Genomic DNA, 12,490 nt, shown 5'->3' with positions numbered 1-12,490 from the left:
TAACTATGCACGAAAACCTTCCAGCTTCTTCTTCCTCTTATTTTACATGAAGGGGTGTAACAATGCATCAGAAAACTAACACCGGCCCCATCTACAAAAAAGGGGTCGTTTTTCAGGTATACATTTCGTATGCCTGAAAAACGACCCGCTTGTTTCCAAAGGTCAGAGTGGGTTAAATAACTTCTACCCATCCATTCTTTATTGCTGTAACAACAGCCTGCGTACGGTCATTGACATTCATCTTCTGAAGGATATTACTCACATGGTTTTTAACGGTTTTCTCACTGATGTACAGAGACTCTGCTACACCTCGGTTACTGTTTCCATCGGCAAGAAGCTGAAGCACTTCACACTCGCGACGGGTCAAGAGATGAAGTGGCTTACGGTATTCGATCGTACGGTATGCGCTGCTTCCTTTCGTCTCAGAAAGGCGGCGATATTCCGCAACTAAATTATGAGTCACTTTCGGATGCAGGTAAGAACCGCCTGCCCCTACAACTTTGATTGCTTCAATCAAAGCGTCTGAATCCATTTCTTTCAGCAAGTACCCCTGCGCACCAGTTTTCAACGCATGAGTCACATAGTTTTCGTCGTCATGGATAGAAAGAATGATCACTTTCATTTCCGGATAACGCTTTGTAATCTCCGCAGTCGCCTCGACTCCGTTCATGCTCGGCATGTTGATATCCATTAACACAACATCCGGCATGTATTCTTCGATGATTTGAAGGGCTGTATCTCCATCGTCGCCTTCTGCCACGACTTCGAAACTGGATTCAAAATCCAAAATTCTTTTTACGCCCTCCCGAAATAATTTGTGATCGTCGATTAGGACTATTCTGGTCGTCATGATTACTTCCTCCTGATTCTTATACATAGAATGGTTTTCACGTTCCCCTGAAACCTATTCCTTCTCTGTCTACATCTATCTTTATCTGTGTTTGGTCGATCTACCCTAATCCTATTTCTATTATAAACGATACACGTCCATTTACATAGTTTTTGTATAGAATATCAATTTATTGGTAAATGGATCGTGACAATGGTCCCTTCTCCAGGGCTGGAATCGATATGAAGGTCCCCCTCGAGCATGTCGACACGTTCCCTCATTCCGACCAACCCGAATGACTTCTCTTTTTTCGCCGAAGGGTCGAAGCCTTTCCCATCATCTTTCACAATGATGGTTGCCGCGTGGGGCTGAATCTCAATTTTCACTTTAACTTCTTTTGCTTCTGCATGCTTAACGGCATTCTGGACGGCTTCCTGTATTAATCTAAAAAGTGCAACTTCGTACTTGGACTCCAACCTCTCCTCAGAACCGAAAGATGTAAAGGAGAAAACCATTCCTTCATTATAATCTTCGACCGTTGTGAGGTATTTCTTAAGTGTAGGAATCAAACCGAGATCGTCAAGCGCCATTGGTCGGAGGTCGTATATAATGCGGCGCACTTCGTACAGAGCAGACCGAACCATAGATCGGACACTCTTTACCTCTGCCATCGCTTCTTCAATGCCCCGTTCACGATATGTGCGGTCGACAAGGTCGGACCGCAGCATCACGTTCGCCAGCATCTGTGCCGGCCCATCATGGATTTCTCTGGACAAGCGCCGGCGTTCTTCCTCCTGCGCCTCAATGATCTGCAGGCCGAACTGCTGCTTTTCTTTTGCCGTCTCAAGCACATCGGACACATGCTTGAAGTCTTCTGTCAAATAATTGAGGACGACCGAAATCTTTCCACTCAAGGCCTCCGCCCGCCCAATCGTCTCTTCCAGGTTGCGCAGCCTTCTTTCTATGTCATCCCGGCGTTCACGCAGTTGTTTCTCTTTTTCTCGTTTCATGGATAGATCCATCTGCAAAGCGTGCGTCTGTTCATACACTTTACGGATTTCATCTTCTGAATATTTCTGGAATTCTTTGCTAACTTCGGATAAGCGTATACGCGAGAAACGTACTTTTCGGTCCAGAATGTCTCCCTCCTCAATAAGAGTGAGCACTTGGTCCTTTGTTTCCGCAAGCTCTTTATTCAGTGTTTCGAATTCGCTCCGGGATTCTTCACCAATTTGAAATATCTCATCCTTACTGTTGGTGACCGTCTCGACCATTTCATTAATAATATAGTCAAGGGCGATATCCCCATTTTTCCTTTCGCTCATGACAAGTCCCTCCATCAATATTCACATAATCATTCGTATGGCCCATGTCCATTTGTGGGGGTGTTCGCTGAACAATGAACAAAAAAGTATATAGCAAATACTTCTTTTATCAGCCTATGTAATTAGTTCCCCGAGATTGCCGATTATTCCTTCCCTCTATATAATTGAATACAGGAGGTTTGTTAATCGATGTTAGAAACGTATTATACCGTAAAGCCGGAAGGTTCAGAAGAAGTCGTCATTCAAAAATCCCGTTTCATCGGCTATGTGAAACGCTGCGAAACAGAAGAGGAAGCACAATCATTCATTCAGGAAATCAAGAAAAAACACAGTGATGCAACCCATAACTGCTCCGCCTATATGATTGGAGAACATGATTTGATACAAAAAGCCAACGATGACGGAGAGCCAAGCGGCACAGCAGGGGTGCCGATGCTTGAAGTACTTAAGAAAAAGGGGCTTAAAGATACAGCCGTTGTCGTCACCCGTTACTTCGGTGGTATCAAACTCGGAGCGGGCGGTCTCATTCGCGCCTATTCCTCTACGGCCTCTGCTGCCATCAATACGACCGGTGTAGTGAAGAGGCAGTTAATGAAAGAAATAAAGGTAAAAGTGGAATATCACTTACTTGGAAAAGTGGAAAACGAAGTAAGGAATTCCAAATATACACTCGAAACGGTTAATTATCTCGAAAATGTGGAATTGATAGTATATGTAGTAAGTGGAGAAGAAGAAGCATTCATCTCATGGATGACCGATTTGACAAGCGCACAGGCTGAAATCCATGAGGGTACAACTTCTTATGTAGAAAAGGATGTCAAACCCGAGTAAAGGAGCCCGTCTATGATATGAAAAGGAAAAAAACAAGAATTTTCCTTTTGTCTCTATTTTTCGTATTGCTGATCGCCATCGGCGCTGCCGGTGGATACGCTCTTTATTTAACCGATCAGGTCAAACAGACTGCCACGGAGTCCCACCAGGAATTAGACCGGGGAGATAAATCAGAAAAAAGAACGAAAGCTGTAAACCCGGGGTCCGACCACATTTCCGTCCTTTTCGTCGGGGTAGATGAAACTGCAGCCGAGGCACCCTCACGCTCTGATGCTCTTGTCCTCGCAACATTCAATGATGAAAACAAATCCATAAAGATGGTCAATATCCCAAGGGATTCTTATACCTACATTCCAGAGGTCGGCTATCAGGATAAAATCACCCACGCCCATGCGTTCGGCGGAGTGGATGCAACAGTAGAAACCGTGGAGCAAATGCTGGATGTTCCTGTCGATTATTATGTCCGGCTCGATTTCCAATCTTTCGTTGACATCGTCGACGCTATCGGAGGCATTACCTATGACGTCCCATTCGATATGACAGAACAGGACAGCTCCCGGGAAGCAGGTGTCATTAAACTGGAGGAAGGGGTTCAACTCTTGAATGGAGAGGAAGCCCTTGCCTTGGCTAGGACACGCAAATACGACAGCGATCTTGCACGAGGACAGCGGCAGATGGACATTATCCAGGAGATCATCAGTGAAACAATTTCTACCCGTTCCCTGAACAATATGGACAGCATCCTCACTTCAGTCAGTGAGAATATGAAGACGAACTTGACCTTTGATGAAATGATATCCTTTAAAGACTATCTGTTACAAAAGGACGGACTTGATTTCGATAAACTCCAGTTGGATGGAGAAGGCATGTATATAAATGGTGGATGGTATTATCAAGTCGACCAGGAGAGCCTGACGACAACGATTGGTTCATTAAAAACACATCTCGACATGGATCAACCATTTGTAGAAACGGACGAGCCGGAACTCAGTCCGTCTTCTGGAGAAGAGCAAGCCATGCCGAATGAATGAAGTATTTGCAGAAATTATTTCCCAGGCAATAAGATATAATAAAAAGAAGGTGCCCGGCATTAGCCGGCGCACCTTCTTTTTATCTTCGATTTCGATCACGTATCATGTTCAGAATTGGTCTGTATTCTTTTCCAATTAATCCTGTAACTTCGACAATCAGTTCAATCATAATAATGAGTGCCAGAATAACAGCCATGGCTCCAAGGATCGTTGCCTGGGAGAAGATAACTGCCGCAAGACTGAACAAAGCACTGACTGCATAAATCATCAATACCGTTTCGGGATGACTATACCCCAAATTAAGGAGGCAGTGGTGCAGGTGAGATTTGTCAGGTGCCGAAAGCGGCTTTCGCTGAATAATTCGACGTACAATTGCAAACAGCGTATCAGATATCGGTACACCGAGAATGATGACTGGAATAATGAAGGAAAACAACGTGACGTTCTTAAAGCCGAGTAAAGACAACACACTAATCATAAACCCGAGGAAAAGTGCTCCTGTGTCGCCCATGAAGATCTTAGCCGGGTAAAAGTTATAGACAAGGAAGCCAAGTGTACTTCCAAGCATCATCAGACCGGCAAAAACAACGAATACGTTCCCCATCGTGATGGCGATACCGGAAATCGTCAGTAAGGCAATAGCTGAAACACCTGCGGCTAAGCCGTCCAAGCCGTCTATGAGATTGATGGCGTTAGTAATGCCCACAATCCATAAAATAGTAATCGGTATACTCAAATATCCAAAATCAAGCTGGCCTCCGAAAGGTAAATTGATGAACTCGACCTGAACGCCGCCGATAACAACAATCGCAGCTGCAAGAAGCTGTCCGGCAAGCTTTACTTTAGCCGAAAGCTCTCGCATATCATCAACGACACCAGTAATAATAATCACTGTCGCACCGATCAGCACCGGCCAAGTGTAGGAGCTTTCCGGAAAGAAGAAAATTATCCCCAATGCAAAGCTGAGAAAAATAGCTAAGCCGCCAAGCCGCGGCATTACATTTTTGTGTACTTTTCGATGGTTCGGTTTATCTGTAGCACCTATCTTCAATGCCATTTTCTTGACGAGCGGTGTGATGAGCACAGATGCAATCAAGCAAAACAGCAAGGCCTTGTATTCCATAAAGACCCTCCTCCGGTTTATTATGTCCTCTCCCTGTATGTCGTAAGCTTTAATATTTTTCCAAATGGATTCGAATAAGAACCCTTTGTCCACGACATATTAACCATAAGAATTATAGCACAACAATTTCATGTCAAACATAACAATTTCTTTAAAATTCCGCCACCCATTTACTAAAAATGGCAAATGGTTTTCCACATCTGGCTTATCCCCTTTTTATCACCCTTCTAATCCTCTCACATTTATATTTAAATTCTGAATGTTTTCGTTTGAATTCGTTTTGTTTGCACCAGTTTTTTATACTCTATAAGCTCGGAAAGTATGTTTTTAAATCTTTAGGAGGATTATGACACCATGACTACGTCAGAAAGAAAAAAATTAGAAAAATCCCTTAAGCCTCACTGGGTCTGGGCTATTGCCTTTGGTTCCGCCATTGGCTGGGGAGCATTTGTGCTGCCTACCGATTGGATTAATCAAGCAGGGCCTATGGGCGTGACGATCGGTATTCTTCTTGGAGCTGTCCTGATGATGATTATCGGCGTCAGCTACGGGTTTCTGATTGAGAAATTCCCCGTAACCGGAGGGGAATTCGCCTATGCCTATATAGGATTCGGTCGAAAGGTTGCTTTTTTCGCCGGCTGGTTTTTAACACTTGGTTATATTTGTATCGTTGCATTGAATGCATCAGCGCTGGCTCTGCTCGCTAAATTTCTTTTTCCGGAATTCGTCCATACCGGAAACCTATACACAGTGGCGGGCTATGACGTATCCATCATTCAAATTGCTATTGCCAGTATCGCTCTTATTGTATTCGCATTATTAAACATCCGTGGAGCGAGCTTTTCCGGGCGTACACAATTCTTTTTCAGCATGCTGCTCATTGCCGGAATTGTGCTGCTCGCGATCGGAGCAATCCTGACGGAGGGCCCGAGCCTTACCAATATGTCTCCTGGATTCTCGCCTGATAAGACACCAATTGGTTCCATTTTAACAATATTAGCCCTGGCTCCTTTTGCTTATGTAGGATTTGATAATATCCCCCAGGCAGCAGAAGAGTTCGAATTCGAGCCGAAGAAAGCCTTCGGATTGATTATCTGGTCTCTTCTCGCAGCCGGACTCGCTTACAGTATAATGATCTGGGTGACAGCGAGCTCCATGCCATGGCAGGAACTTCTTACCTATATACAAGACACGGGATCGGTATGGGGGACAGGAGATGCGATTGAAAGTTACCTTGGAAGAGCCGGTGTCTTCATTATTGCCCTGGCTGTCTGTATGGGAATATTTACTGGATTGAACGGTTTTTACATTTCGTCAAGCAGACTGACGTTTGCTATGAGCCGCGCCCGAATTCTCCCAGATGCTTTCCGGCGCCTTCATCCGAAATATAATACGCCATACATCGGCATCCTATTTACGATGTTCTTTTGTCTGTTTGCCCCGTGGTTCGGCAGAGAGGCATTGCTGTGGGTCGTAGACATGTCTTCGACTGGTGTAGCTGTCGCATATTTCTTCTGTACCGCTGCAGCTTATAAATTTTTGGCTTGGTCGGAACAAGATAAACACGGGAGCTTCCCTAAAACCGTTGCCCCCGGAAGGAAAGCATTGTCCTTGATCGGAATAATCAGCTCCATCGGGTTCCTCGCCTTGCTCCTGCTGCCATGGTCTCCCGCAGCACTAGGAAGGGAATCCTACATCGCTCTCGGTGTTTGGATTATGATCGGACTCGCCTTTTATCTCTTTAATGCTAAACGTTACAACAGCATCAGCCGCAAAGAAATGAACTACCTCATTTTTGAAAAAGAAGAAATCGATTAATAAAAGAACCTTCCTTATAACAGGAAGGTTCTTTGCTTTTGTTATAGATTTAGACGGAAAAACAACGTGAAAGTTTCAGAATTCGGGATAATATGACAAATAAATTACAAATCTATACACCTGTGTAACTTGTTCTTCCATTATCGACAATTGTGATAGAATAGAACATCGAGAGGTTAAGAATTGAGGTGTAACCATTGGCTAAACGAATTGTACGCGTTCGAAGGCGCAGCCGAAAGAAAAAGATAAGAAGGCTCGTGTTCGTCCTGTTATTACTTGGACTATTAGTGGGGAGCGGCTTTTATTACGTTTCCCAAGTTTATACAGCATCTTTTGAAGGGTTAGATCGCGGCGAGAAGTCTGATCTGCGGGAAGAAGCCGTAGATATCGGGGATGATCCAATATCTATTCTGCTCCTTGGAGTAGAAGATTACTCCACAAACGGACAAGCCGGGCGGGCGGATACCCAAATTGTCATGACACTCGATCCAAAAACGAATGAAGTGACGATGACATCTGTACCGCGGGATACGCAGATTGAACTACCTGCATCCAAAGTCGGGGAAGAGTATGCCGGCTACCATAAATTAAACGCATCCTATTCAATCGGGGAACTTTCCGGATACGGGGCCGAACGCTTAGCGGTTGAAACGATTGAAGATGAGCTAGGCATTCCTATAGATAAATATGTCACCGTAAACTTCCAAGGGTTCACTGAAATTGTTGATGCACTTGGAGGAGTAACGGTTGATGTCAAAGAAGGGTTCTGGGAACGGAGCCACCTCGATCATGATAAACGAATTGAATTTGAAGCAGGACCACAAAAGATGGATGGAGAAGAAGCCCTCGCCTTTGTTCGGATGAGAAAACAGGCAGCCGCCGTCAACTATCCACGGGATGAAAGACAGAGACAATTCATCAAGGCCGCCATGGACGAGGCTATCTCAGCCGGTACCATCTTTAAAGTTGGAGAAATTACTGATATTTTAGGGAAGAACATTCAAACGAATTTGAGTCCACGTGAAATTTACGCGATTCAGAAAGCCTTCTCTTCCGAGTCTAATGCGAAGACATTTGAAATTGAAGGTGTCAATGAACGGTTGCAGGATGGACTGTATTACTTCACTCCTGATGAGGAGAGTCTCTTTGATGTTCAAACGAAATTGAGAGATGCTCTGAATCTCGATCCACCAGCTGAACAAGAAAATGGCCAGACGAATGAATCTAGTTACGAAGAAACCGACAGTGGCTATAACCAGTCCAATGAATACAACTCATCGGACTCGCAGTATGAAGAAGACAACTATTATTCCCAATAACGAAGCAGCGCCCGCAAATAATGCGGGCGCTTTTTTTCATCATACCAATCAAAAAGAACTCCCCACTCCTGTTTGGAAGTTCTAAAGATGTTATGTATGGATTATATTGCCGTACGCTGGAAGATCAAGATACCGTTCACCCTGCGGAAAGAGTACGGTCCATCGAACGTCAGGAAGCTCTCATCTTCCTGTCTGCGAATTCCGATCCGCTTCACAATTGCTTTACTTCTAAGCAAATTACGGAAGGTGTCTTCCGTCAGGTGCCGAAGAGGCTCAATGACAATTGTCTTATCGATACGCACACTATAGCGCCCGGTGATCGATAGTTCATCCTGATCCAAAAGTAATTTAGTCAAATGCGCCAAACCACTTCATCCTCTCATGCTCATTTTTTCACGAATCCCCCAGTACGTCCCCCTCCTTTTAATAGTAATAAAAAAAACGGAAGATGAACACAGGATTTTTTCCTATAAAATAAAGTAGAGGAAAAATTATCATATTGACTCGTCGTATATATTACGATATAAAGCGTTGCTACATAAAAATACCTCCCCTATATAAGAGGAGGTTCAACACTATTCTTCTATAATGCGGTAATTGGTATGAGCCACTACAGTTCTGTCATACTCAAAGTCAATCTCTGCTAAATTGTCCATGATGGTCAGGTCGACGATGACAGACTGTTGGCATTGACTGGGGATTACTCTTCCTTTAAAAACAATATCGTTTCTTTCAAACGTTACTATTTGACCGGGTGTTGCAATGCGATCATCAGGCTTTATCATCTTTCTCTACCCTTTCTCATATTCATATTTTCAACAAAGTTGAATTCATTTTACATCTAATTGACAAACAATTCAAATAAAATGTTTTACAGGATATATTACTCGATTCCATAAAAAAAAACAAGTCGAACCAGACTTAAACTGTTATACCCTCCTAACAATTATGTCAAAACATGTGGTAAAATATTCTATAATTTCCCGTTACATAGAAAGGAAGTCTATGGTGCACACACCTTTGCCGAGAGTCAAGAAAGTTATTCTAAGTATCTTCGCAATTACCTTTGTATTATTCATTACCGGAATCATCATACTCTACAACTTAGGGAGTGGCTTTTTGTTCATAGAGGATTCAGAAGACGTGCAGCCGGCAGATGCTCTCATTGTTTTGAGCGGCGAATCCAACCGTCTCCCTTATGCCGTCGATCTTTTCAATCAAGGACTTGCCGATTCTATCATTCTCACAAATTCTACAGAGAAGGGCGTAACACGAGAGGACGCAGAGAACCTGGGTGTTCCATCGGACGCGATTATTGAAGAAACGAAGGCCGAGAGCACCTTGGATAATGCTGTATTATCCGAAGAAATCATGTTCAAATACGACTTCACTTCAGCAATTGTGGTAACAAGCGATTACCATTCCCGGAGGACGAAGATGACCTTTGATAAGATCTATGAAGATTCCATCGAACTTTCCTATGCTTTCGCTCCCTCCTTTTTCGACGCAAGTGACGGATTGAATGAGCGGGAACAAAAAATGACGTTCAGTGAGTATGTGAAGTATATCGCCTATTCCGTCAGACTGCTGACTTATTAATCGGGTAGAGGGCAGAGTCCCCTCTGCCTTTTCTTTTTTCTGGAAATCACTAGATTAGTCCCATAGACATTCGAAGCTTTATTTTATATTATGAAAGCGATTTCATTATTATAAGGGGGAATGCAGAAAATGAAAAAGTGGTCGATTATTTCATTCGTAGGGATAGCACTTTTGTTTTTGCTTTTTGCGCAACCGTTTGCACAGAAAGCGGATGCGGCGGAGACTACATATGACAAGGTAGTTCTTCGCGGCAGTGCGGAGTCATTGGATTGGGGGTCGGATAATCATCCACTTGCTTATGATGCAGAGAAGCAGCTTTGGGAAAGTGCACCTGTGGAACTAAAGGGTGGAAAACTCGTGGAATATAAGTTCGTCTATGACGGCAAGTGGATGGAAGGATCGAACTTGACGTTCATTCCTTCTCAAGATGGGAAATATATCTTCACCTTCCATCCGGACAAAGAAAGGACCGTTGATATCCGCTTAGCGGATACCCACAGCGGCAGTGTCACGTTGAATTTGTCTGTGCCTGAAGAGACACCGGACTGGGCAATCCCGACTGTCGCATCAAGCAAAAACGGTTTCAATTACACCGTCAGCCCGATGGAGAAAACAGGAGACGGCATCTACACCCTCCGCGTTGTCGGGGATGCTTCCGAGAGGCTTACCTACTTCTACAGCCTTTCAGGTGAAGCTTATAAGGAAGATCGGACAGATCCGCGGACCGTAACGCTGCGTGAAGACGGCGACAACGTGTACGATAAAGTCGACAAATGGTTGACAATTCCAGTCGCCCAATCTGTGCGTCATGATTTTAATCACGCCCCTTACACTCCTAATAAAAAAGACGTCGTCCAGGTAGAAGTAGAGGTCCAGCATTTCGGCCCAATTGACGCGGGCGCGGTCTACTACACGACAGACGGATCGATTCCAGATGGAAAACGCGGAACAGTTGTTCAAGGCAGGACGTCCTTCCTTACTGTTCAAGAGACATCTACTGCCCCGGACGGTTTACAGACGTCCATATTGGAAGGCACCATTCCTGCTCAAAAGAACAAGACCCGCGTCAAATATAAGATAGATGTGTGGAACAAGTCATCTGAAGGGTCCCAGTTTGCTGATAATAACGCGTTGACATCTGAGGAAGCAACGGAGTTCGCTTACTATGTCGATGACTATAAATCGCCGAAATGGGCAAAAGAAGCAGTCATCTATCAAGTATTCGTCGACCGTTTCCGGGACGGAGATGTAAGGAACAACACCTCTGTTCAGCCTGACCTTCCGAAAGACGAACAGCTGAAAGGCTGGATGGGAGGAGACCTTCAGGGAGTGATCGATAAGCTGGATTACATCGAGGAACTGGGTGTCAATACGTTATGGATCTCACCGATCTATGAAGGGCCTTATTCCCACGGCTATCATCCAACCGATTTCATGAAAGTTGATCCCAGGTTCGGCAGCAATCAGCTGATGAAAGAACTGGTCAAAAAAGCGCACAAACGGGATATGAAAGTCATCTATGATCTCGTTCCCAACCACACATCGAACCAGCATGACTTTTTCCAAGATGCTCTTTCCAAAGGAACAGACAGTAAATACTATGACTGGTACACGTTTACCAAATGGCCGGACGAATACGATACTTTCTACAGTGTCAAAGAGCTTCCGGAGCTGAACAATGACAATCCGGACACGAGGGACTACATGCTGAATGAAGTCGTTCCATTCTGGATGGAAGACATCGGTGTCGACGGCTTTCGTCTTGATTATGCCAAAGGACCGAGCCAGAGCTTCTGGGTCGACTTTCGACATAAAGTAAAGTCGATTGATTCCAACGCATTCATTTTCGGAGAGGTATGGGATGACTTGGATACGATCACTTCCTACACCGGGAAGCTTGACGGCGCTATTGATTTCGAAACGCAAACCGCTCTTCACGGCGCATTTATTCAAGGAAAATCGATGAACGAACTGGCTGCTTCGCTTGAAACCATCCAAAACGGGTATGCCGAGGAATTCGTCGCTGCTACGTTCCTTGACAGCCACGATATGCCTCGCTTCTTCTATGAAGCGAAGGAAAATGAAACGACCATGAAAAACGCGGCCACTCTTCAATTCCTGCTTCCGGGAGCACCGATCATTTATTACGGTGATGAAGTAGGGCTGTCCCAAAGCGGTGACCACAATGCTGTAGAAGAATGGAAGGACCGCTATTACCGCGAATTTATGCCCTGGAATAAGCAGGAACAAAACAGGGAAATCAAAAATCATTACAAGAAGTTGATTGATATCCGCACGAAGGAGCAGGCGCTCACCCACGGCGATTTCAGGATTGTTTACTCTGATGAAGACGTCCTTGTTTTTGAAAGGAAAACACGTAAAAATCATGTATTAGTCGTCGTTAACCAGGGAACAGAGAATCGACGCCTGGACGCTTTTGAATTATACAATCAGCGTACCCCTAATCGTGTGCAGCTCCAATCACTGTTGGACAAGGATAAATACAAGAGTCATAAAGGGAAATTGATGATTGAAAGTGAAGCAAAAACAGTATCCGCCTATGAAGTCAAAGGTAAACTGAGATAAATAAGTGAGCCTCCGTATAGATGGAGGGG

Annotated in this window: 11 protein-coding genes; 6 read left to right on the top strand and 5 right to left on the bottom strand. The window is 44.4% G+C overall.

Annotated features, from left to right (window positions below; all coding sequences use genetic code 11):
* Positions 1 to 172: 172 nt before the first annotated feature.
* Together D479_RS07760 and D479_RS07755 are read right to left on the bottom strand one after the other, a co-directional pair.
* Positions 173 to 850: a response regulator transcription factor gene (locus D479_RS07760; protein ID WP_008635534.1), complete on the bottom strand. Its 678-nt coding sequence runs from the start codon at positions 848 to 850 to the stop codon at positions 173 to 175.
* A 164-nt stretch (positions 851 to 1,014) separates the two neighbouring features.
* Positions 1,015 to 2,154 (bottom strand): sensor histidine kinase, encoded by a 1,140-nt coding sequence (locus D479_RS07755; RefSeq protein ID WP_008635532.1) that lies wholly within the window; start codon positions 2,152 to 2,154, stop codon positions 1,015 to 1,017.
* 189 nt (positions 2,155 to 2,343) lie between these two features.
* Here D479_RS07755 and D479_RS07750 point away from each other — a divergent pair, with 189 nt between their 5' ends.
* Both D479_RS07750 and D479_RS07745 read left to right on the top strand, forming a co-directional pair.
* Positions 2,344 to 2,985, top strand: coding sequence for a YigZ family protein (locus tag D479_RS07750; RefSeq protein WP_008635529.1), 642 nt, complete (start codon positions 2,344 to 2,346; stop codon positions 2,983 to 2,985).
* Between the two features lie 17 nt (positions 2,986 to 3,002).
* Positions 3,003 to 4,016 carry an LCP family protein gene (locus D479_RS07745; RefSeq protein ID WP_008635527.1) on the top strand — a complete coding sequence of 338 codons (1,014 nt, stop codon included), beginning with the start codon at positions 3,003 to 3,005 and terminating at the stop codon, positions 4,014 to 4,016.
* 79 nt (positions 4,017 to 4,095) lie between these two features.
* Here D479_RS07745 and D479_RS07740 read toward each other — a convergent pair whose 3' ends face one another.
* The gene (locus D479_RS07740; protein ID WP_008635524.1) at positions 4,096 to 5,139 is read right to left on the bottom strand and encodes an MraY family glycosyltransferase; all 1,044 of its coding nucleotides are present in this window, start codon (positions 5,137 to 5,139) and stop codon (positions 4,096 to 4,098) included.
* 354 nt (positions 5,140 to 5,493) lie between these two features.
* Here D479_RS07740 and D479_RS07735 point away from each other — a divergent pair, with 354 nt between their 5' ends.
* Together D479_RS07735 and D479_RS07730 are read left to right on the top strand one after the other, a co-directional pair.
* On the top strand, positions 5,494 to 6,957 hold the full coding sequence (locus D479_RS07735) for an APC family permease (RefSeq protein WP_008635522.1): 1,464 nt from the start codon (positions 5,494 to 5,496) through the stop codon (positions 6,955 to 6,957).
* A 197-nt stretch (positions 6,958 to 7,154) separates the two neighbouring features.
* Positions 7,155 to 8,276, top strand: a complete 1,122-nt coding sequence (locus tag D479_RS07730; RefSeq protein ID WP_026578196.1) for an LCP family protein — start codon at positions 7,155 to 7,157, stop codon at positions 8,274 to 8,276.
* A 101-nt stretch (positions 8,277 to 8,377) separates the two neighbouring features.
* Here the strand turns inward: D479_RS07730 and D479_RS07725 are convergent, their stop codons facing one another.
* Positions 8,378 to 8,641 carry a hypothetical protein gene (locus D479_RS07725; protein ID WP_008635517.1) on the bottom strand — a complete coding sequence of 88 codons (264 nt, stop codon included), beginning with the start codon at positions 8,639 to 8,641 and terminating at the stop codon, positions 8,378 to 8,380.
* Between the two features lie 210 nt (positions 8,642 to 8,851).
* Positions 8,852 to 9,061, bottom strand: coding sequence for a YkvS family protein (locus D479_RS07720; protein ID WP_008635516.1), 210 nt, complete (start codon positions 9,059 to 9,061; stop codon positions 8,852 to 8,854).
* A gap of 223 nt (positions 9,062 to 9,284) precedes the next feature.
* Here D479_RS07720 and D479_RS07715 point away from each other — a divergent pair, with 223 nt between their 5' ends.
* Both D479_RS07715 and D479_RS07710 read left to right on the top strand, forming a co-directional pair.
* Complete coding sequence (locus D479_RS07715; RefSeq protein ID WP_039871100.1) at positions 9,285 to 9,875, top strand: YdcF family protein; 591 nt, start codon at positions 9,285 to 9,287, stop codon at positions 9,873 to 9,875.
* A 129-nt stretch (positions 9,876 to 10,004) separates the two neighbouring features.
* Entirely contained in the window at positions 10,005 to 12,461 is a 2,457-nt protein-coding gene (locus tag D479_RS07710; RefSeq protein ID WP_008635511.1) for a glycoside hydrolase family 13 protein, read from the top strand.
* The last annotated feature ends 29 nt before the right edge of the window (positions 12,462 to 12,490 follow it).

It is taken from the genome of Halobacillus sp. BAB-2008 (genome assembly GCF_000328325.1).
Taxonomy (GTDB): domain Bacteria; phylum Bacillota; class Bacilli; order Bacillales; family Halobacillaceae; genus Halobacillus.
Note: the sequence above shows the minus strand (reverse complement) of the source record. Positions and strands in the feature narration are given on the sequence as shown.

Bases quoted from the DNA above. Each gene is read 5' to 3' on its own strand.
- D479_RS07760 (WP_008635534.1), bottom strand. From the start codon at position 850: ATGACGACCAGAATAGTCCTAATCGACGATCACAAATTATTTCGGGAG.
- D479_RS07755 (WP_008635532.1), bottom strand. From the start codon at position 2,154: ATGAGCGAAAGGAAAAATGGGGATATCGCCCTTGACTATATTATTAAT.
- D479_RS07750 (WP_008635529.1), top strand. From the start codon at position 2,344: ATGTTAGAAACGTATTATACCGTAAAGCCGGAAGGTTCAGAAGAAGTC.
- D479_RS07745 (WP_008635527.1), top strand. From the start codon at position 3,003: ATGAAAAGGAAAAAAACAAGAATTTTCCTTTTGTCTCTATTTTTCGTA.
- D479_RS07740 (WP_008635524.1), bottom strand. From the start codon at position 5,139: ATGGAATACAAGGCCTTGCTGTTTTGCTTGATTGCATCTGTGCTCATC.
- D479_RS07735 (WP_008635522.1), top strand. From the start codon at position 5,494: ATGACTACGTCAGAAAGAAAAAAATTAGAAAAATCCCTTAAGCCTCAC.
- D479_RS07720 (WP_008635516.1), bottom strand. From the start codon at position 9,061: ATGATAAAGCCTGATGATCGCATTGCAACACCCGGTCAAATAGTAACG.
- D479_RS07710 (WP_008635511.1), top strand. From the start codon at position 10,005: ATGAAAAAGTGGTCGATTATTTCATTCGTAGGGATAGCACTTTTGTTT.